26 protein-coding genes and 1 pseudogene are annotated in these 20922 nt (G+C 29.4%); 14 read left to right on the top strand and 13 right to left on the bottom strand.

Annotation, left to right across the window (positions count from 1 at the left end):
- Positions 1-21: 21 nt before the first annotated feature.
- The gene (locus AMO08_RS04085) at positions 22-1164 is read left to right on the top strand and encodes an anhydro-N-acetylmuramic acid kinase (RefSeq protein ID WP_075485441.1); all 1143 of its coding nucleotides are present in this window, start codon (positions 22-24) and stop codon (positions 1162-1164) included.
- Here AMO08_RS04085 and AMO08_RS04090 read toward each other — a convergent pair whose 3' ends face one another.
- Entirely contained in the window at positions 1165-1809 is a 645-nt protein-coding gene (locus AMO08_RS04090) for an alpha/beta hydrolase (RefSeq protein ID WP_075485502.1), read from the bottom strand.
- Between the two features lie 149 nt (positions 1810-1958).
- Between AMO08_RS04090 and AMO08_RS04095 the strand changes: the two genes are divergently transcribed.
- The 9 genes from AMO08_RS04095 to AMO08_RS05790 all read left to right on the top strand — a co-directional run bounded on the left by AMO08_RS04095 (position 1959) and on the right by AMO08_RS05790 (position 8363).
- Complete coding sequence (locus tag AMO08_RS04095) at positions 1959-2384, top strand: Rrf2 family transcriptional regulator (protein ID WP_072091208.1); 426 nt, start codon at positions 1959-1961, stop codon at positions 2382-2384.
- 1 nt (position 2385) lies between these two features.
- Complete coding sequence (gene sufB / locus AMO08_RS04100) at positions 2386-3828, top strand: Fe-S cluster assembly protein SufB (RefSeq protein WP_075485443.1); 1443 nt, start codon at positions 2386-2388, stop codon at positions 3826-3828.
- Positions 3828-4562 (top strand): Fe-S cluster assembly ATPase SufC, encoded by a 735-nt coding sequence (gene sufC / locus AMO08_RS04105; RefSeq protein WP_075485445.1) that lies wholly within the window; start codon positions 3828-3830, stop codon positions 4560-4562. The genes sufB and sufC overlap by 1 nt, the downstream gene beginning before the upstream one ends.
- Positions 4563-5810: a Fe-S cluster assembly protein SufD gene (sufD, locus tag AMO08_RS04110; protein ID WP_075485446.1), complete on the top strand. Its 1248-nt coding sequence runs from the start codon at positions 4563-4565 to the stop codon at positions 5808-5810. It abuts the gene before it with no gap.
- Entirely contained in the window at positions 5807-7024 is a 1218-nt protein-coding gene (locus tag AMO08_RS04115) for an aminotransferase class V-fold PLP-dependent enzyme (RefSeq protein WP_075485448.1), read from the top strand. The genes sufD and AMO08_RS04115 overlap by 4 nt, the downstream gene beginning before the upstream one ends.
- Positions 7024-7488, top strand: a complete 465-nt coding sequence (gene sufU, locus AMO08_RS04120; RefSeq protein WP_075485450.1) for a Fe-S cluster assembly sulfur transfer protein SufU — start codon at positions 7024-7026, stop codon at positions 7486-7488. The genes AMO08_RS04115 and sufU overlap by 1 nt, the downstream gene beginning before the upstream one ends.
- Before the next feature lie 3 nt (positions 7489-7491).
- Entirely contained in the window at positions 7492-7791 is a 300-nt protein-coding gene (locus AMO08_RS04125) for an SUF system Fe-S cluster assembly protein (RefSeq protein WP_075485463.1), read from the top strand.
- Entirely contained in the window at positions 7791-8126 is a 336-nt protein-coding gene (locus tag AMO08_RS04130; protein WP_075485465.1) for a HesB/IscA family protein, read from the top strand. The genes AMO08_RS04125 and AMO08_RS04130 overlap by 1 nt, the downstream gene beginning before the upstream one ends.
- A gap of 66 nt (positions 8127-8192) precedes the next feature.
- A complete protein-coding gene (locus AMO08_RS05790) occupies positions 8193-8363 on the top strand; it encodes a hypothetical protein (protein ID WP_023855029.1) in 171 nt (56 codons plus the stop codon).
- Between the two features lie 9 nt (positions 8364-8372).
- Here the strand turns inward: AMO08_RS05790 and glnA are convergent, their stop codons facing one another.
- Positions 8373-9779 (bottom strand): type I glutamate--ammonia ligase, encoded by a 1407-nt coding sequence (gene glnA, locus AMO08_RS04135; RefSeq protein WP_075485467.1) that lies wholly within the window; start codon positions 9777-9779, stop codon positions 8373-8375.
- A 137-nt stretch (positions 9780-9916) separates the two neighbouring features.
- Between glnA and AMO08_RS04140 the strand changes: the two genes are divergently transcribed.
- Together AMO08_RS04140 and AMO08_RS04145 are read left to right on the top strand one after the other, a co-directional pair.
- On the top strand, positions 9917-10399 hold the full coding sequence (locus AMO08_RS04140) for a YbaK/EbsC family protein (protein ID WP_075485469.1): 483 nt from the start codon (positions 9917-9919) through the stop codon (positions 10397-10399).
- Positions 10396-11283: a DMT family transporter gene (locus tag AMO08_RS04145; RefSeq protein ID WP_075485471.1), complete on the top strand. Its 888-nt coding sequence runs from the start codon at positions 10396-10398 to the stop codon at positions 11281-11283. Before AMO08_RS04140 ends, AMO08_RS04145 begins: the two co-directional genes overlap by 4 nt.
- Here AMO08_RS04145 and AMO08_RS04150 read toward each other — a convergent pair.
- On the bottom strand, positions 11276-12022 hold the full coding sequence (locus AMO08_RS04150) for a sulfite exporter TauE/SafE family protein (RefSeq protein WP_075485473.1): 747 nt from the start codon (positions 12020-12022) through the stop codon (positions 11276-11278). The genes AMO08_RS04145 and AMO08_RS04150 overlap by 8 nt on opposite strands.
- A 14-nt stretch (positions 12023-12036) precedes the next feature.
- Here AMO08_RS04150 and AMO08_RS04155 point away from each other — a divergent pair, with 14 nt between their 5' ends.
- Complete coding sequence (locus AMO08_RS04155; protein WP_075485475.1) at positions 12037-12537, top strand: molybdenum cofactor synthesis domain-containing protein; 501 nt, start codon at positions 12037-12039, stop codon at positions 12535-12537.
- Here the strand turns inward: AMO08_RS04155 and AMO08_RS04160 are convergent, their stop codons facing one another.
- From AMO08_RS04160 to moaA, 7 genes are read right to left on the bottom strand one after another with little or no spacing between them, the layout of a single operon-like run.
- Positions 12538-12783 carry a DUF1244 domain-containing protein gene (locus tag AMO08_RS04160; protein ID WP_075485477.1) on the bottom strand — a complete coding sequence of 82 codons (246 nt, stop codon included), beginning with the start codon at positions 12781-12783 and terminating at the stop codon, positions 12538-12540.
- On the bottom strand, positions 12776-13360 hold the full coding sequence (locus AMO08_RS04165; RefSeq protein WP_075485479.1) for a protein-methionine-sulfoxide reductase heme-binding subunit MsrQ: 585 nt from the start codon (positions 13358-13360) through the stop codon (positions 12776-12778). Before AMO08_RS04165 ends, AMO08_RS04160 begins: the two co-directional genes overlap by 8 nt.
- Positions 13360-14265: a protein-methionine-sulfoxide reductase catalytic subunit MsrP gene (gene msrP, locus AMO08_RS04170; RefSeq protein WP_075485481.1), complete on the bottom strand. Its 906-nt coding sequence runs from the start codon at positions 14263-14265 to the stop codon at positions 13360-13362. The genes AMO08_RS04165 and msrP overlap by 1 nt, the downstream gene beginning before the upstream one ends.
- Positions 14252-14704 carry a molybdopterin synthase catalytic subunit gene (locus AMO08_RS04175; protein ID WP_075485483.1) on the bottom strand — a complete coding sequence of 151 codons (453 nt, stop codon included), beginning with the start codon at positions 14702-14704 and terminating at the stop codon, positions 14252-14254. The genes msrP and AMO08_RS04175 overlap by 14 nt, the downstream gene beginning before the upstream one ends.
- The gene (locus AMO08_RS04180; RefSeq protein ID WP_075485485.1) at positions 14704-14973 is read right to left on the bottom strand and encodes a MoaD/ThiS family protein; all 270 of its coding nucleotides are present in this window, start codon (positions 14971-14973) and stop codon (positions 14704-14706) included. Before AMO08_RS04180 ends, AMO08_RS04175 begins: the two co-directional genes overlap by 1 nt.
- A gap of 7 nt (positions 14974-14980) precedes the next feature.
- On the bottom strand, positions 14981-15526 hold the full coding sequence (gene moaC / locus AMO08_RS04185) for a cyclic pyranopterin monophosphate synthase MoaC (protein WP_075485487.1): 546 nt from the start codon (positions 15524-15526) through the stop codon (positions 14981-14983).
- 1 nt (position 15527) lies between these two features.
- On the bottom strand, positions 15528-16520 hold the full coding sequence (gene moaA / locus AMO08_RS04190) for a GTP 3',8-cyclase MoaA (RefSeq protein ID WP_075485504.1): 993 nt from the start codon (positions 16518-16520) through the stop codon (positions 15528-15530).
- A gap of 92 nt (positions 16521-16612) precedes the next feature.
- On the opposite strand from moaA, the gene AMO08_RS04195 reads away from it, so the two are divergent.
- Positions 16613-17689: an ABC transporter ATP-binding protein gene (locus tag AMO08_RS04195; RefSeq protein ID WP_075485489.1), complete on the top strand. Its 1077-nt coding sequence runs from the start codon at positions 16613-16615 to the stop codon at positions 17687-17689.
- 39 nt (positions 17690-17728) lie between these two features.
- Here AMO08_RS04195 and AMO08_RS04200 read toward each other — a convergent pair whose 3' ends face one another.
- From AMO08_RS04200 to AMO08_RS04210, 3 genes and pseudogenes are all read right to left on the bottom strand, one after another.
- The gene (locus AMO08_RS04200; RefSeq protein WP_075485491.1) at positions 17729-19090 is read right to left on the bottom strand and encodes a GH1 family beta-glucosidase; all 1362 of its coding nucleotides are present in this window, start codon (positions 19088-19090) and stop codon (positions 17729-17731) included.
- 1 nt (position 19091) lies between these two features.
- Positions 19092-20420, bottom strand: a complete 1329-nt coding sequence (locus tag AMO08_RS04205; protein WP_075485493.1) for an alpha-glucosidase/alpha-galactosidase — start codon at positions 20418-20420, stop codon at positions 19092-19094.
- A gap of 1 nt (position 20421) precedes the next feature.
- A pseudogene (locus tag AMO08_RS04210) lies at positions 20422-20868 on the bottom strand (carbohydrate ABC transporter permease); the annotation flags it as partial.
- Positions 20869-20922 lie beyond the last annotated feature (54 nt).

Here is a 20922-nt window from a genome sequence, read left to right on the forward strand (position 1 = left end):
TTTTTTTTAAAAAACATATCAATGAAAAAAAAATTATATACTGCAATTGGACTAATGAGCGGAACATCTATGGATGGTATTGATTTATCTATAATTAGTTCAGATGGATACAATGAATTTTCAAACGTTTTAGATGATTATTATGAGTATGATAAAAATCTTCAGGATCAGTTAGTTCGATTAAGAGATTTAGTTTTAACAAAGAAAGATCTTTTACAAAATTCAGAAAAATTAAGAGAATTAGAGCGTAATTTAACTCTTTTTCATGCAGATGCAGTCAATCAATCATTAAAAAAGTATAGAGATCCCATTGATTTGATAGGTTTTCATGGACAAACAATTTTTCATAACCCAAATGAGAAAATTACCAATCAATTAGGTGATGGGCAATTGTTATCGCAAATAGTCAAAAAAAAAGTCATATATGATTTTAGACAAGCAGATATTCAAAATAATGGTCAAGGTGCGCCTTTAACACCAATTTTTCATCATATTTTATCGAAAAAAATTAATAAAAATTTTAATATTAAATTTCCAATAGGTTTCTTGAATATTGGTGGTATCGCAAATGTCACAAAAATTAGTAATGGTTCAGATAATTTTCAAAATAACCTCTCTGCTTTTGATATAGGTCCAGGTAATTGTTTAATTGACGAATGGGTAAGAAACAATTCCAATAAAAAATTTGATGAAAATGGTGAACTATCTAAAGTAGGGAAAGTTGATCAATTAATTCTAAATCAGGCAATAGATAATTTTAAAACAGACTCTTACTCCCAGTCATTGGATGTTAAAAATTTTGATGTATCCTTTGTTAGAGGTTTATCTTTAGAAGATGGTTGTGCTACTATAACAAATTTTACAGCATATTTGATTGCGGAAGGATTAAAACATATCAGTAAAAAAAATAGTATTACATTTTTACTATGTGGCGGTGGTAGAAAAAATATTTATTTAATTGATTGTATTAAAAAATATCTGTTTAATGAACATAATATTACTTTAGAAATTATAGATAATTACAATTTAAAAGGTGATTATATTGAGTCTCAAGCATTTGCATTTTTAGCTATAAGATCATATTTAAATTTACCAATCTCTTTTAGCAAAACAACTGGATGCAAAGATTTTACGGTTGGTGGAAAATTAGTAGAAAATTTTTAATTAATAAAGTGCTGTTTCTTTTTTAATATATTTATCAAGATTCTTAACTAAAGCATCACTTGTTTTTGAAAAGAAATGATTAGCTTCTGATATTGCATTAAATTCTACTTTAATTCCTTTTTGAGCACTTAATCTTTTATCTAACTCTGCAAGGTATTCTACTGGTACCAATTCATCTTTTTTACCATAAACAACTAAGCCTGAAGTTGGACATGGAGATAAAAAGGAAAAATCATAAACATTTGGTTGAGGTGAAATAGCTACAAATCTGTTTATTTCTGGTCTTCTCATTAATAATTGCATTGCAATTAAAGATCCAAATGAAAAACCTGAAACCCAACATTGTGAATTGTCGAAATTTTCTCTTTCTAACCAATCTAAAGCCGCTGCAGCATCAGCAAGTTCACCTTGACCATTATCAAATTCTCCGTCACTTTTTCCAACACCTCTAAAATTTACTCTGCAAACAGAAAAATCGTTATCCATAAATGTATGAAAAGTATCTACTACCACTTTATTATTCATAGTTCCTCCATATTGAGGATGAGGCTGCAATACTAAAGCAATTGGGGATGTATTTTTTTTACTTTTATAATATTTAGCCTCAAGTCTTCCTGCAGGACCAGGTATAAATATTTCTAAAATTTTGTTATCCATAAGCGATATTGATTATTATTCTCAAAAAAAATGTACGTTTATCATAAGTCAGCGACAATATGTTAGTTTTTTTTTATACTCTAAACTTGACCATTTTGGTCAAGTATATATAAAAACCCACAATTTAAGGGTAAAAAATGAAACTTACATCAAAAGGAAGATATGCTGTAATGGCTTTAGTTGATTTAGCCAGGTTTGATAACATCAATCCAGTATCACTAAGAGACATATCTTTAAGGCAAGGCATATCTTTAGATTATTTAGAACAAATTTTTTCTAAATTAAAAAAAAATGAAATTGTTAAAAGCATTAGAGGAACTCAAGGAGGATATGTTCTTAATAAAAACCCGAACGATATTAAATTAACAAATATCTTTCATGCAGTTGATGAAAAAGTAAAAACTGTTCAATGTAAAAAAGAGTCTAAAAAAGGATGTAACGGTAAAGCCACAAAGTGCATTACTCATAATTTATGGGACGAATTAGAGATACACATAAACACATTCTTTGAAAATAAAAGCCTGAAAGATTTATTAAACAACAACAAAGAAACAAGAGTTTAGAATGGATAACAGACAAAAAGAAATAAATAATTTAAAAGACTACAAATATGGTTTTTCTACGAATATAGAAAATATTCAAGCTCCAAAAGGTTTGAATGAAGATGTTATTAAATTTATTTCAAATATAAAAAAAGAACCTGAATGGATGCTTGAGTTTAGACTAAAAGCTTTTGAAAGATTTAAGGTATTAAAAGAACCAGATTGGCAGAAACCTAAATTTCCAAAAATAGATTATCAAGATTTATATTACTACTCTGCTCCTAAAAGTATGAAAGATAAACCAAAAAGCCTAGATGAACTGGATCCTAAACTTTTAGAAACTTATAAAAAACTTGGAATTCCTTTGCAAGAGCAAGCAAGATTAAATGGAATAGCAGTTGATGCTGTATTCGATTCAGTTTCTGTAGCTACTACTTTCAAAGATGAATTAACTAAACAAGGAATTATATTTTGCCCTATATCAGAGGCAATTCAAAATCACCCTGAGTTGGTTAAAAAATATTTAGGTTCTGTAATCCCAACAAGTGATCATTTTTTTGCTACATTAAATTCAGCAGTTTTTACAGATGGATCTTTTGTATACATTCCAGAGGGTGTTAGATGTCCAATGGAACTATCAACTTATTTTAGAATTAATGCATCAAACACAGGTCAATTTGAAAGAACTTTAATTATTGCAGATAAAAGAAGTTATGTAAGTTACCTAGAAGGATGTACGGCTCCAATGAGAGATGAAAATCAATTACATGCTGCTAATGTGGAATTAATTGCACTTGATGACGCGGAAATAAAATATTCAACAGTTCAAAATTGGTATCCAGGTGATAAAGATGGTAAAGGCGGAATTTATAATTTTGTAACAAAAAGAGGTTTGTGCAAAGGAAAAAATTCAAAAATTTCGTGGACACAGGTTGAAACAGGTTCCGCAATTACCTGGAAATATCCTAGTTGTATTCTTAAAGGAGATAATTCTATTGGCGAGTTCTATTCAATAGCAATTACTAACAACCATCAGAAAGCTGATACAGGTACTAAAATGATACATCTAGGTAAAAATACTAAAAGTAAAATAATTTCGAAAGGAATATCGGCTGGAAGTTCAGATATGACTTATAGAGGTTTAGTTGATATTTCTTCAAAAGCCAAAAATTCAACTAATTATACTCAGTGTGACTCTTTATTAATGGGTAACAAATGTGGCGCCCACACTGTTCCTTATATTAAAAATAAAAATTCTGAGTCTAATATTGCTCATGAGGCAACCACATCCAAGATTAGTGAAGAGCAATTACATTATTGTCAGCAAAGAGGATTAAATCCAGAGGAAGCTGTTGGCTTGATTGTTAACGGTTTTTGTAAGGAAGTATTGCAACAATTGCCTATGGAATTTGCTGTAGAAGCACAAAAACTTGTAGGTATCAGTCTAGAAGGAAGTGTAGGCTAATGCTTAAAATAAATAATTTAAATGCAACGATTGATAAAAAGTCTATTTTAAATGGGCTATCGCTAGATATAAATCCTGGTGAGGTTCATGCAATTATGGGTCCTAATGGATCTGGAAAAAGTACATTATCAAATATTCTATCTGGAAAAAAAGGTTATGAAATTTCTGGTGAAGTTCTTTTTGAAGAAAAAGATTTATTTGAACTTGAAACAGAGGAAAGAGCACACAAGGGTATATTTTTAGCTTTCCAATATCCTTTAGAAATTCCTGGCGTAAATACAAATATATTTTTAAAAACTTCTTTGAATGCTGTAAGAAAAGCGAGAGGAGAGAAAGAGTTGGATGCTATTGAATTTCTAAAATTAGTTAAAGAAAAATCTAAAGAATTAAAATTTGATGAAGAAAAACTAAATAGACAACTAAATGTTGGTTTTTCTGGAGGAGAAAAAAAGAAAAACGAAATTTTACAAATGTCGTTGTTAGCTCCAAAACTATCGATCTTAGATGAGACTGATTCTGGTTTAGATATTGATGCTTTGAAGATTGTTGCAGATGGAGTTAACACGTTGAGAGATAAAAACAATTCATTTTTAATTATCACACACTACCAAAGATTACTTGATTACATAAAACCTGACTTTGTTCACGTTTTAATGAATGGAAAAATTGTGAAATCTGGTGGTCCAGATTTAGCATTGGAATTAGAAAAAAAAGGATATGAAAATTTTAATTAAATGAAAGAACAATTACAAAAAGATTTTGATAATAGTATAAAAAATTTAAGTTTATCCCAAAAAGATATTGAAATAAAAAAATTTTGTTTAGAAAATTTCATAGACAAAGGTTTTCCAAATAGAAAAGAGGAAGATTGGAAATTTTCAGATTTGAATCAAATAATAAAAAATAATATTGGAGAACTTAGTTTCTATAATGACCAAACATCTACTAATAAAGTTGATACATCTGTATTTGTAGATGGATTAGAGCACAACAAAATAGTTTTTATAAATGGTAGAATTGAAAAAATTGATTTTGAATATGAAAAAAAAGATCAAATAGAAATAATTGATCAATCAGAAACTATTAATGAATTTAAAAATAGTAATTCATTATCTGACTTGAACAATGCTTTTACTAATAAATGTTTTAAAATATTGGTTAAAAAAGGTTATCAGTTAGTAAAACCTCTAATTATCTATCATACAACAAATACAAAAATTTGGTCTAAAAACATTAATTTACGACTTAATTTTGAACTAGATAAAGATAGCTCATTAAGATTAGTTGATTTGTTTAATGATACTTCTGAAAAGAATTTTTTAAATATATTTTATAACTTTGAATTAAAGGAAAATGCAATTTTAAAAAATTATAAAGTAGATAAATTTGAAAATAAAAATATCAAGTACTCTTTTAACAATATTGATCAAGATAAGAACAGTGTTTCTGAAACATTTATTTTATCCTCTGGATCAAATTTTTCTAAAAATGAGATAAATTGTAATTTAAATGGAGTTTACGCATCGGCTTTTGTAAATGGTATTTTTTCATTGAATAATCACAAGCATCACGAAATCAGATCAATAATAAATCATTTAACTGAAAATACAAAAAGTTATCAACTAATTAAAAGTGTTTTAGATGAAAGTTCTAAAGCAGTGTATCAAGGAAAAATATTTGTAAATTCGGATGCCCAGAAAACAGATGGATATCAATTGAGTAAAGCAATATTGTTAAATAAAGAAGCGGAGTTTAACGCCAAGCCAGAACTAGAAATTTATGCTGATGACGTTAAATGTTCGCATGGTTCAGCTTCAGGCAGTTTAAATGAAGATTCTATATTTTATTTAATGTCTAGAGGCTTGAGTTATCAGCAATCAAGAGAGCTATTAATCAATGGTTTTCTTCTTGATGTTGTTGAAAAAATTACTGACTCAGAAATAAAAAACTTAATAAAAAATATGATTGGAATTAAAGAATGAATATTGATCAGATAAAAAAAGAATTTCCAATTTTTGATGAAAAAATTCAAAATAATGATCTAGTTTATTTAGATAGTGCGAATTCATCTCAAAAACCTAAGATAGTTGTGGATAGAATTAATGAATTTTATACCAAACAATTTTCAAATGTTGGTAGAAGTGTTCATTATCTTGCAGTTGCTGCTACTAATTTGTATGAAAATACAAGAACATCTGTTCAAAAATATATTAACGCTAAAGATAAAAATGAAATTGTCTTTACAAAAGGTGCTACTGAAGCATTAAATTTAGTTGCTAATACATTGGGTCAAAGCTACTTACAGGAAGGTGATGAAGTATTAATTACAGAACTAGAACATCATTCAAATTACGTACCATGGCATTTCTTAAGAAAGTCAAAAAATATAAAAATTAATTTTGCTGAAATAAATGAAGAAGGTGAAATTACTCTTGAAGAAATAGAAAAGAAAATAACTGCAAAAACAAAGTTAATTTCAATCACCCATTTATCAAATGTGACAGGTGCAATTTTACCTGTAAAAGAGATTACACAACTTGCACATTCAAAAGGAATAATTGTTGTAGTCGATGGATGCCAAGGAGCACCACATTTAAAACTAGATATGCAAGATTTAGATTGTGATTTCTATGCAATTTCATGTCACAAAATGTATGGACCTACAGGCTTGGGAGTTCTATATGGCAAAAAAAAATGGTTAGAAGAATTACCTCCATACCAAGGTGGTGGAGGAATGATAAATGAAGTTAAAAAAGATAGGATTTCCTATGGTGAACTACCTAATAAATACGAGGCTGGTACTATGGCTACAGCACAAGTAATTGCTTTTGACCAATCAATAAAATTTTTAGAAAGCATTGGCATCGAAAATGTCATGAAACATGAAGCTGATTTAGTTGAATATGGGCAAGAACTATTACAAAAAAATAATTCAGTTAAACTTATCGGAAATCCAAAAAATAAAGGAGGGGTTTTATCATTCACTATAGAAGGAGTTCACCCTCATGATATAGCAACTATCTTGGATGAAGACGGGGTTGCAATAAGAGCCGGACATCATTGCTGTCAAATTCTACATGACAAATTAAATATTCCAGCAAGTGCAAGAGCATCAGTTGGTATATATAATACAAAAGAGGATTTAGATCAGTTGAATGAGTCAATTAACAACTGTAAAAAAATATTTAATTTATAATGAATTTAAAAGAACTTTATCAAGAAATTATATTAGAACACGGTAAGAATCCTAGAAATCTTAGAAAGACAGAAGGTTTTAATAAAGACGCTAAAGGTAATAATCCACTTTGTGGTGATAATGTTCATATTTATTTAAAACTAAATGGACAAAAAATTGTAGAAGATGCATCCTTCGAAGGGAGTGGTTGTGCGATTTCAATGGCTTCAGCTTCTATAATGACAGATTTAATTAAAGGAAAAAATGAGCATGAGGCTAAAGAGATAGTTGAGGATTTTTTAGGAATGATTAAGGAAAATCCTGAATTAAAATCTAAGTATTTGAGTGAAGATGAAAAAACTAAACTAATGTGTTTATCTGGTGTCAAGCAATATCCAATGAGAGTTAAGTGTGCAACTTTATCTTGGCATACAATGGTTTCAGCTTTTGATGAAAAAACAGAGGAAGTAAAAACGGAAAATTAAATTATGTCAAAAAAAGAACAGATCATTGAAGAAATAAGAAAAATTTATGACCCTGAGTTACCTGTGAATATCTATGAATTGGGTTTGATTTATGATATTAAGGTTGAGGACGATAAGTTTGCTAAAATTAAAATGACTTTGACTACACCAAATTGCCCTGTAGCTGAAAGTTTACCTAAAGAAGTAAAAGATGGTGCAATGCAAGTCGAAGGTATAGAGGACGTTGATCTTGAGTTAGTTTGGGATCCACCGTGGAATAAAGATATGATGTCAGAAGCAGCAAAATTGGAATTGAATTTATAATGAACCCTATAATTAAATTAAGTGATAAGGCAGCATTACGAATAAAAGAGATAATGTCTAATGCTGAAAAAGATTCTATCGGAGTTAGAGTATCAGTGAAATCTGGTGGTTGCGCAGGTATGTCGTACGTGATGGAGTACACAAAAGAGTTAAATCCTAATGATGAAATTATAGAAGATAAGGGCGTGAAAGTATTCGTAGACTCAGCCGCTATAATGTACCTGCTTGGAACTGAAATGGATTATAAAAAGGAGGAATTGTCCTCTTCATTTGTATTCAATAATCCTAATGAAACCGAGCGTTGTGGCTGCGGAGAGTCTTTCAAAATATCATAGGTTGCATTTTCCCATTATTCGCATATCTGTATTGCATTATATGCATATCTAATGTATAGATACTTTATGAACAAATTTGAGTTTAAAAATCTTGTTAAAAACTTAAAAGACTCTTTAAAGGAAAAAACATTCTTTAAAGAACTACGTAAAGAAGTTGAAACCGGTGCGAACGGCACACAGGATTACGTAGTTAAAAAAGGTGTTAACAAAGATACAATTGCAACTACTAGACAGTAATAAAGTTTATTAGCTACTGTAATACATCTCAAACTCTACAGGATGAGGTGCATGTTCAAATTTGTGTATCTCTTCAAACTTAAGAGCAATGTAAGCATCAATCTGATCGTCAGTAAAGACACCGCCTTGAGTTAAAAACTCTCTATCTTTATCTAAACTTTCCATTGCTTCTCTTAAAGAACCACAAACTGTTGGGATAGCTTTAACTTCTTCAGGTGGTAATTCATATAAATCTTTATCAAAAGACTCACCAGGATGAATTTTATTTTTAATTCCATCAATTCCAGCCATCAACATGGCTGCGAAAGTTAAATATGGGTTTCCTGCAGCATCTGGGAATCTAATCTCACATCTTGCACCTTTTTTGCTTAATGTGATCGGTATTCTACAAGAAGCAGATCTATTTCTTGCTGAATATGCAAGGAGAACTGGAGCTTCGAAACCTGGAATTAATCTTTTGTAACTGTTTGTTGTAGAGTTAGCAAAAGCGTTAATTGCTTTAGCGTGTTTTAGAATTCCACCAATATAATGTAATGCGGTTTCACTTAATCCAGAATACGCATCGCCTGAAAACACCGGAGTATCACCCTTCCAAATAGATTGGTGAATGTGCATACCTGAACCATTGTCACCAGCAACTGGCTTTGGCATAAAAGTTGCAGTTTTTCCAAATGAATGTGTAACCATTTGAACAACATATTTATATAATTGCACGTTATCAGCTTGGTTTACTAAAGTATTAAAATACATGCCAAGTTCGTGCTGACTAGGAGCAACTTCATGGTGATGTTTTTCAACTTTAATACCAACTTCTTTTAAATTTTTAAGATATTCACCACGCATGTCTTGTTCACTATCAACTGGTGGCACTGGGAAATATCCTCCTTTAATTTGAGGTCTATGACCCATATTTCCATTTTCATACTCTTTACCTGAATTGTAAGGACCTTCTTTACTGTCTAATTTAAATCCACACTCATTCATATCATTTTTGATTTTTACATCATCAAATACAAAAAATTCTGGCTCAGGTCCAAAAAAGGCTTTATCACCAATACCTGAGGCTTTTAAATATTCCTCAGCTTTTTTAGCAACACCTCTCGGGTCTCTTTCATAGGGATCTTTTTTAATTGCATCTAGAATATCACAAAACAATACTACAGTATTATGAGACGTAAAAGGATCCATGAACATTCTTGCAGTATCAGGTTTTAAAATCATATCAGACTCGTTAATTGCTTTCCAACCAGCTATAGACGAACCGTCAAAAAAGACTCCTTCATTTAACATACCTTCATCAACTACTGAGGCATCCATTGTTAAATGTTGCAATTTTCCTCTCGGATCAGTAAATCTTAGATCTACAAACTCTGCATCTTTTTCTTTGATAAATTTTAAAACGTTTGCTGCACTCATTTTATCTCCTATGTAATTTTGTTTGGCCTAATTAGCAAAAAAATACTTAAAAATATTGCTTATTTAATAAATAACACCTATGCAATTTTCACATAAGTAGTGTAATTAGTCACTAAAATTATAAATTTATTAAACTTGTGAATTCAATATTAAACAAAGAGCCAGTTTTAAGAGCAGAAAAATCGCTAAAACAATTCAACCCAGATCTTAAAGTGGTTGTTTTGGAGCAAACTGCTAGAACAGCTAACGATGCAGCTACAGCTTTAGGTTGCAAAGTAGGGGCCATTGTCAAAAGTTTACTTTTTAAAGCAGGAGATAGTTTTGTTTTATGTCTAGTTTCTGGAGACAAAAGGTGTTCATTAAATAAATTAAAAAAAATTTTAGATGAAAAAGATGTTTCAATGGCGAACCCAGTAGAAGTTAAAAAAATTACTGGATATACAATAGGTGGAGTATCTCCAACTGGACATTTAACGAAAATAAAAATTTTTATTGATGAAACTTTAAATAGGTTTTCTTCTATTTTTGCGGCCGCAGGTCATCCTAATGCAGTTTTCGAAATAAATTTTGAAGATTTAATTGCATTAACTTCTGGTGAGATAAAAGAGATAACAGAATGAGACAACCAAAATTAATTGATTACTTTTTATTAACAATATTGTCTCTTATATGGGCTTCTGCGTTTTTTAATATTAAAATAGCAACTTATTCTTTTGGCCCAGTTACAATTGCTTTTCTGAGAGTATTTTTTGGAGCAATTCCAGTTTTACTTTTATGTTATTTTAAAAATATTAAAGTTGAAGCTTTTTCTAAAGATTGGCATTGGTTTGCAATGATCGGGTTTATTAATTTAGTAGCACCATTTTTCTTAATCGCTTATGGAGTTAAATCAGTTCAAAGTAATTTGGCAGCTATATTAATGTCAACTACTCCTTTAAGCTCCACAGTACTCGCTCATTTTTATACAACAAATGAAAAATTCAATTTTGTTAAAACTATTGGAATTTTGATTGGGTTTTCTGGAATAGTTTATTTATTTTCTGATAATCTTTTAATAGATGAAAATAATTTTATCTCAGCTTTATTGATATTACTTGGATCAACCTGTTATGTTGTAGGCGGAGTGCTAACATTAAAAATAAGTAAGAAAAAAAATGAAAATGTAACTGGATCTATTTTAATTTGGGCAATAATTATTTTGTTACCATTAACATTTTTAATTGAACAACCATTTCAAACTATGCCAAGAACAGACTCTTTAATATCAGCTATTTATTTAGGAATTGTTCCAACAGGTATTGCTTGGTTGTTACGTTTCAAAATTTTGACAACAAATGGATTAATTTTTCAATCTCAAGTTTCTTATTTGATACCAATTTTTGGAATTATTTTAGGTTACATATTTTTAAAAGAATTAATTACTACAAAAGTTTTAATTGCTTTAATTGCTGTTTGCATCGGTATTTACTTTGTTAAAAAAGGTGGAAACCATAAAATTATATAAATATTCTAATTCCTATTCTCATAGCTACAAAAATTACTAATAAAGATGTTAGTAAAGCTAGGGTTTTATTTGATAAAAATTTTATATTTAAAAAACTTCCAATTTGCCCACCAATTAATACTGTAATAAAAAGAGGCCAATATTTTAAAAATTCATACAAAACAATATCTTTAGTTAATTGTCCTGCTACACCAAAAATAGAGTTAATTAATATAAATAGAGATGCGGTACTGGTTATATGTTTTGGATAACCAGCTTTAAGAAGAAATAAAATTGGACTTAAAAATATTCCTCCACCTATTCCTACTAATCCAGATATAAACCCGATAATAGAACCAATAAAAATAGAAACAAATCTTGAAACTTGTTTAATTCCAATCTCATCTTCATTGAAGGATTTACTCTCTAATAATAAAAAAATTCCCGCGATTAATAAAATAAAGAACAGCAAAATCTCAAATAAATCTTTATCAATTGAAATAGAAGCTCCAAGAAAAGCAAATGGAACAGATCCAATTAAATAAGGTGTGAGTAAATTTATATTAATGTTTTTTGTTCTTAAAAAATTTATTGAATTACCAGTTACAACAATAATATTACAAATTAATGCTATAATTGGAAAAATATAGAAGGGAACATCCCAAATTAACATCAAAGCGAGGTAAGTAGATCCGCCCCCAAAACCAATACTGGAATATAATATTGCAGTTATAAAAAAAAATATTGTAAGTATAATCATCTTAAATTTTAATTATGATTGTAAATATAGCTTTATTAACTGTAACAGATACTAGGACAATTGATAACGATAAATCAGGTGCTATCCTTATAAATAAAATTGCTGAGGCTAATCATAAATTAATTGAGAGAAAAATTTGCAAAGACAATAAAGAGGATATCGTCTCAATTTTAAAAGAGTGGACTAATCATAAAGATATAGATGTGATTATTACAACTGGAGGCACAGGTTTAACTGGTAGAGATATAACTCCTGAGGCAATTGAAGAAATTGCAGATAAAAAAATACCTGGATTTGGTGAAGTTTTTAGAACAATTAGTTTAAAAACAGTTGGAACATCATCTATACAATCAAGAGCATGTGCAGTTTTATCAAATGGCAAATATATCTTTGCATTACCAGGATCTTCTGGAGGAGTAACTGATGCATGGGATGGAATCTTAAAACATCAATTAGATATAAATCACAAACCTTGTAACTTTGTTGAATTATTTCCAAGACTTAAAGAAAAATAATTATTTCTGATATTTTTCTTTCCATTCAGAATAAGGCATTCCATATATATGCTCTCTGGCATCAGGATCAGATATCTCTACTCCTTTTTTTTCCGCCTCTTCTCTATACCATCTAGATAAACAATTTCTGCAGAAACCAGCCAAATTCATTAGATCAATATTTTGAACATCTTTTCTTTCATCTAAATGACTCATTAATCTTTCAAGAGTAGCTGATTGAATTTCTTTTTTTAAATTTTCATCCATAATTTATAATCCTTTTTTTAATCTTAATTCTTAAAGCTAACAAAACAAGTATAATTATTAAATAAACCAAAGGTCTAAAAAAAATAGTTTTTGATAACCATATATAATGAAGGGATCCAAAAATCGCGATTACATAAATTAATCTATGTAATTTTTTCCAATTATTTTTTAGTAATAAAACCATTTTCTGAGAAGATGTAATAGCCAAAGGAAGCAAAAGTAACCATGCTGCAAAACCAATGAAGATATATTTCTTTTTTACAACGTCATCTAATATAGGAGACCAACTAAATCTATAATCTAAACCCACATAAGTTAATAAATGAAGTGTTGCATAAAAAAAAACAAAAAGACCCAATGTTCTTCTGAAACTTATCCATACAGACAATTTTGTAAATCTTTTGAGTGGACTCATTAATAATGTTAGGCAAATAAATATTAAAGTCCACTCACCCGTAAAATGGGTTATTTCTTTTACTGGTTCAGGGCCAAGATTATTTAAAAAAATTTTATATAAAATTATTAAAAATGGAATTGAACATAAAATAAATACACCTGGTTTTAAATATTTTTTCATTAAAAATATTTTTTAAGATCCATACCAGTGTATAGGCTTGCAACTTCATCTCCATAGCCATTGAACATTAGTGTTTTTACTCTTGGCGCCCAAACTCCCTCGCCAATTATTCTTTCAGTTGCTTGTGACCATCTAGGATGATCTACATTTGGATTGACATTCGAATAAAATCCATATTCTCTAGGTGATGCCCACATCCATGACGAAGTAGGCATATTTTCTACAAATTTAATTTTTACAATCGCTTTTGCACTTTTAAAACCATACTTCCAAGGAATAAAAATTCTAAATGGCGCTCCGTTTTGATTTGGAAGTTTTTTGCCATATAAACCTGTAACTACAGTAGTTAAAGGATGCATTGCCTCATCAATTCTTAAACCTTCATTGTATGGCCAGTTTAAAACAGGGTATCTTTGACCCTTCATTTGTGCAGGATCATATACACTTTCAAATTCAACGAATTTTGCTTTATTAGTTGGATTAACTTTTGATAGCAATTCACTCAAAGAAAAACCCATCCATGGAATTACCATTGACCATCCCTCTACACATCTTAATCTGTAAATTCTTTCCTCAGATACAAACATTTCAGAAATTTCTTCCATAGATAGTTTAATTGGTTTTTCAACCTCACCTTCGATACTAATTTCCCATGGTGTAGTTTTAAATATTTTTGAGTTTCTATATGGATCACTTTTTGATGTGCCAAACTCATAGTAATTATTATATGTGGTTATATCTTTATAACTTGTTAATTTATATCTATCATTTGCAAAAGATTTATTTGCAAATGGTATAGTTGAGATTGCAAGAGAACTTGCTCCTAATCCAATAGATTTAATAAACGATCTTCTATTTTTATAAATTTTTTCTGGTGTTATTTCTGAGTATTTAAATCTTTTCATGAACTAGAGGGTTACCTTTTAACCAATCGCTCTGATTGTCTGTGTAATGTTCTTTTTTCCATATAGGAGATCTTTTTTTAATTTCTTCTATAATATATCTAGACAAAACATATGCTTGATCTCTGTGTTTGCATGCAACAGCAATTATAATACTTATTTCTCCAAGATTTAAATAGCCTTTAGCATGTTCTATAAAAACAGATTTATCCTCAATATTAAGTTTTTTATCTGCCTCTTCATATATTTCCTCAAAACTTTTTATCACGAGCTCATCATGACTGTCGTAGGTAATACCAATTACACTTTTGTTATTATTATGATTTCTTACTGTACCAGTAAAAAATATTGATGCCCCAAATTCAACAGAAGATATAAATCTTTCTGCATCCTTTATTGAGAGTTTTTTATCTTTATTATCTACAATCTTTGTATAAAGCATTAACCTCCTCCTATAGGAGGTATGATACCGATTTTTTCGTTATTTGTTATTTTATAATTGTCGCTAACAATATTATTTTTCTCTGTACAAAATGCTGAAGAATTGACAATTTTTTTATAGTTTTCATTTCCATTAAATTTTTCATCTAAATATTGAATTATTTTTTTTCGAATGTCCTTTACTGTTGATTTTTGATCTAAATCAAATTCTAACAAATTTTGTTCACTGAAATCTCTTGCAGCACCAAATAACTCAATTTTCACTTTCATTATATTTTTAAAATAAATCTTTTAAAAAAATTGGTAGACCATCAGGATTTTTCCACAACCCATTTTTTCCACCTTCTTTGATTAATAATTTTACATTATCTATCTTGAGGTGTGGATTAATTATTTTACTTAAATCATAGATTGTAATTAGAGCAGCATTAACACCCATGATAGCTTCCATTTCAACCCCGGTTTTTGCATAGGTTGAAACTACACAATAAACTTCTAGAGATTTGTCTTCTTCATTCATGATAATTTTTGTTGCGGTGTGATCAATTGTTAAAGGATGGCAAAGTGGTATTAATTCACTTGTTTTTTTTACTCCTAAAACCGCAGACACTTCCGCCAAGGTTATTGGATCACCTTTTGGCATTTCTTTATTTTTTATTAGCTCAAAAACTTCATCACCAACATAAATTTTTCCAGAAGCTAAAGCTCTTCTAAATGTTTCTTTTTTTTCTGAAACATCAATCATTTTAAAAGAATTTTTTTTGAAAATTTCCTTTGCCCAATCTTTTAAATCATTATCACTAACAATTTTTAAATTCTTCATATTATCCGCCAGTAGTTGATAAATTTTTAGTTAAACCAGTTTCACCAAGTTCTAAGTAGTGAGATTCTTTTTTAAATTTCATTTGTCCCATTATAAGATCTTGCAATTCTTCTATTTGATCATCTTTTTGTAATAGATGTCTTATACTTATTCCAGTATTGCCAAATAGACACAATCTTAAATCTCCTCTTGAAGTAATTCTTAATCGATTACAGCTTCTACAAAAATCTTTAGAGTAGGGTGCTATAATTCCAAATTTTCCTTTGTATTCCGGATTGATATAATTTAGTGACGGTCCCGCATCCCTACCTAGAGTTTGGTAAATCCAATTATTTTTATTTAGGTAATCTTTGAAGATTTTTGAAGATACATGGTATTTTTTAAAATAATTCAAGTTATCACTTGTTTGCATTAATTCTATATATCTAAAACTAACTTTGTTCTCTTTTATAAACTTTGCCCAAGACTCAAAATCTTTGTTTGAAGCATTTATTCCATTTAAAAGAACTGCATTAATTTTAATATTTCCAAAATTTAAATCTTGTAGGATATTAATCCCTTTTAAAATCTCTGGTAATCGATCATGACCTGTAACATTTTTAAATGTATTTCGATCCAAACTATCAATACTAATATTAATGCCATTTAAGCCACTATCCACTAACATCTTTGCTTTTTTATCTAAATGATAACCGTTTGTGGTAATTACAACTTTTTTTATTTCAGCTTCATTCTTTAAGATCTTGATTATTTCAAAAAAATCCTTTCTTACTGTTGGTTCTCCTCCAGTAAGTCTTATTTTATTTACACCTAATTTTGAAAAAACTTTTGCAAGACGTTTTATTTCATCAAGATGAAGAAATTTTCTATTGTCACTCTTATCAATTTGATAGCCATTAGGTAAACAATATCCACATTTAAAGTTACATACATCAGTAATTGAAAGCCTTATATATGGAAAAGTTCTACCAAAACTATCTCTTAAAATTTTCATTTTAGTTAAAGATATCATAATTAATAAAATTAATCATGATTGAATTAACTTAAAAATTATGAATAAATACTTAAAAACAATATTAACTCAAGATGGCAGAGATAAATATTTCGAATATAAATAAATCTTTTGGGTCTACACATGTAATCAAAGATGTATCTCTAGAAATAAAAAGCGAATCTTTCACTGTATTTGTTGGGCCAAGTGGTTGTGGTAAGTCAACGATGCTAAGAATGATTGCTGGTTTAGAAGAGGTTAACTCAGGAACAATTTCAATTGATGGACAAGTTATTAATGATCTTCCACCATCAGAAAGAAATATAGCAATGGTCTTTCAATCATATGCTTTGTATCCACACATGACAGTGTTCGATAACATGGCTTTTGGTTTAGAAATTGAAAAAAAATCTAAAGAGGAAATTACAGAGAGAGTTATGGAGGCTGCTAAAATTCTTCAAATTGAGGAATACTTGGAGAGAAAACCAAAACAATTATCAGGAGGACAAAGACAAAGAGTTGCAATTGGTAGAGCAATTACAAGAAAGCCAAAAGTATTTTTATTTGATGAACCTTTATCTAATTTAGATGCAGCTTTAAGAGTTCAGATGAGAGTAGAGCTTGCTAAATTACATGATCAATTAAATGCAACGATGATTTATGTTACTCACGATCAAACTGAAGCAATGACACTTGCAGATGACATAGTTGTATTAGATCATGGAATAGTATCTCAAAAAGGATCACCTTTAAAATTATACAATGAACCAGAAAATTTATTTGTTGGTGGTTTTATTGGTTCACCAAAGATGAACTTTATCAATTCTAAAGTTATAAGCTCTAATAGCTCTGGAACCGAAGTTGAAATTTCAGGACAAGGAAAAATTATTGTTCCAAAAACTTCAGATAAAGTTTCACCTGGCGATAGTGTAAAGATTGGTATCAGACCTGAACACATATTAATTAATACTGGTGAAAAATGCTGGAATAGCAAGGTGTTCGTAATTGAAAAATTGGGTTCATCTACATTTCTATATTTAGAGAAAGATGGAGAACCATTAGTTGTTCAAACAGATGGTGAGAATTCAGCTAATATTGGAGACAATTTAAGCTTAAGTTTTGATTTAAATAAATGTCATTTATTTGACGAAAATAATTTAGCTTTTAAATAATTTATCTTTTTAAGTAAGTTTTTATTTAGATTTAATAAATTAAAAATCAAAAGGAATTGAATTTTGTTCTACAAGCTTTTTGAAAAAATAGTACGATTTTTTAGGTGTTCTTTTTAAAGTTTTAAAATCAACATGCACTATTCCAAATCTCTTTTCAAATCCTAACGCCCATTCAAAATTATCCATGAATGTCCATGCAAAGTAGCTTTTAACTTTAGCTCCATCATCAATAGATTTTTTTACAGCACTTAAATATTTTTTAAAATAATCAATACGATCGGTGTCGTTTATTTCTCCATTTTTTTCTATTAAATCTGGATATGCCGCACCATTTTCAGTTAGATAAATATTTGGATTACCATAATTATTTTTTAAATCCATAATTTGATCATAATAAGCATCTGGAACAATTTCCCATCCCATAAGAGTTAACTTTGCATCTTTGCCATCAAGACCAAAAGGCAATTCATCATTGAATGCTCCTCTTGCTTTAAGTAAACTTTTATTATCAGCTTTAATTCTAATATGTTGATAATGATTTAATCCAATAAAATCGTTTTTTTGAAAAATATTTTTCATATCATCTTGTTGAATATGTTTTGAGACATCATCAATTAGTAATTCAGGATATCTTCCAAGATACATAGGGTCGGCAAATGATCTATTCCAATAAGTATCGAATAATTTAGTGGCATGAAGATCTTCACTTGATTTTGTGGCAGGAATACATGGCGCCATATTTAAAGTGCAGCCAATTTTTATATTATTATTTAAAGATTTCATTGCTTGAAAAGCTTTGCCATGTGCAACATTAACATTATGTATTGATGCAAAGTATTTTTCTAAATCTTTGTATCCTGGAGCCATGTAACCATCTACATATCCATGAATAGTAAAAACTTGTGGTTCATTAAATGTGATAAAATGATTACATCTATCTCCAAAATTTTTAACAATAGCCTCTGAATAATCTGAAAATATATTTGTTATGTCTCTATTTGCCCAACCCCCTTTATCTTGCAGTGATTGAGGAAGGTCCCAATGATATAAAGTTATGAAAGGCTCAATATTTTTTTCTAAACACTTGTCTATCAACCTTGAATAAAAATCTACTCCTTTAGGGTTTATTTTACCTATCCCTTCAGGGATAATCCTGGTCCACGCTAAAGAAAATCTATATGAATTTAAATTTATATTAGCCATCAGCTCAATATCTTCTTCGTACCTATGATAATGGTCTACAGCAGTATCTCCGTTTTCATTATTTTTAACTTTTCCAGGTGTATGTGTAAAAGTATCCCAAATACTTTTACTTTTTCCATCTTTATCTGTAGCACCCTCTATTTGGTAACTTGCTGTAGCCGTTCCCCAAAAAAAATCATTAGGAAATTTATTTTTCATGTTAGTTAAATTCTGGTATCCAATTTTTATGAGCTTTTAATAACTCATCTACCATAGAACTAATTTGATCTAAACTTAATAAAGAAGAAGTAAGTGGATCTAACATAGCCGCATGATAAATGGTCTCTTTTTTTTTTGTTCTTAAAGCTTCAACAGTTAATTGTTGAACATTTATATTAGTTTTCATTAGGTTTGCTAAATGCATAGGTAAATCCCCAACTTTTTGAGGGTTAATTCCCTCATTATTTATTTTACATGGTACTTCAACACAACAATCATCTGGTAAATTAGAAATTAACTTGTTATTCAAAACATTTCCATTAACTGTGTCTTCTTTTCCGTCAACAATTGATACAATTATCCGTGAAGCATACTCTAAAGATTTCTCACAAACAAATTTTTCTCTATCTAATAAATTTTGCTCTTGTTGATCCCACTCTTTAATTTGTTTTTTGCACCTTCGAATATATTCATTAATTGGAATATTGAATTCACTTAATAAGTCCTCTCTGTTATTTTTAATAAACCAAGGAGTATATTCTGCAAAGTGTTCGGATGACTCAGTAACAAAATATCCAAATTTTTCTAAAACTTTATATCTAACTTCGTTCGTGCATCCATCCCAATTGGTACCAAATGTTTTTTCTTTTCCAGCTTTAAAAATTTTAGGATAAAGATTTTCTTTTTTTCCATCAGGATTAATTTTTTCAAACTTAGTATAAAAAGACATATGATTGATACCTGAACATTCATAACTAATGTTTTTTATATCCTCGCCAATATCTTTTGCTAAATCTTCAGCAGTTCCTTGTACAGAATGACAAAGTCCAACATATTTAAGCTCAGGTGCAAATTTAGACAATGCTAAACAATTAATTGCCATAGGATTAACATACTGCAACATAGTTGCGCTTGGACAAACTTCATTCATATTTTTTGCAACTGACAATAAAGCGGGGACAGTTCTCAATCCTCTCATGATTCCACCTATTCCTAAAGTGTCACCAATAGTTTGTTTTAGTCCATACTTTGCTGGAATTTCAAAATCAATAACTGTAGAGGGCTCATAACCTCCTATTTGAAACATTAATATTACAAAGTCAGCTCCACTAAGTGCTTTTTTTTGATTTTTTTCGATTATAATCTTTGGATTTGCACCTATTGATTTTGAAACTTTTTCTGCAACCAAATTTGAGGTTTTTAATCTTCTATCATCAATATCTTGCAAAACTATTTCACAGTTACTGAAATTTTTTTCAAGCAGAATATCTGTAAGTATATTTTTCATAAATACAGTGCTTCCTGCTCCAATAAAAGTAACTTTAATCATACTAACCTTTAGTTGCTCCAAGAGTTAATCCAGCAATAAAATGTTTTTGCATTAAAAAAAACATAATAACAGGAGGTATCGCAGCAACAATAGATCCAGTTGATAGCAAGTGATAAGCTGTAATCCATTGACCATTTAATGATTTTAGTCCAGCAGTAATTGGCATTGCATGATCACCTTGTATTAAGACGGTAGCCCAAAAATAATCGTTCCATATAAATGTAAAAATTAAAACACACAGTGCTGCTATAGCTGGTCTAGTCAAAGGTAATATTATCTTCCAAAATATTCTAAATTCAGATGCTCCATCCATTCTCGCAGCCTCGATAAGTTCTTGAGGTAACGCTTTAATAAAATTTCTCATAAAAAGTGTGCAAAAACCTGTTTGAAAAGCTACATGAAATAAAACCAATCCTGTAATAGTGTTGTAGAGACCAATCTTAAAGTTTCATCAATAAAAATTTTTATTTTCGTTAAATGTCCAGTTGGAGATACTCCACCT

The sequence above is a fragment of the Candidatus Pelagibacter communis genome (genome assembly GCF_001180205.1).
Lineage (GTDB): Bacteria > Pseudomonadota > Alphaproteobacteria > Pelagibacterales > Pelagibacteraceae > Pelagibacter > Pelagibacter ubique_O.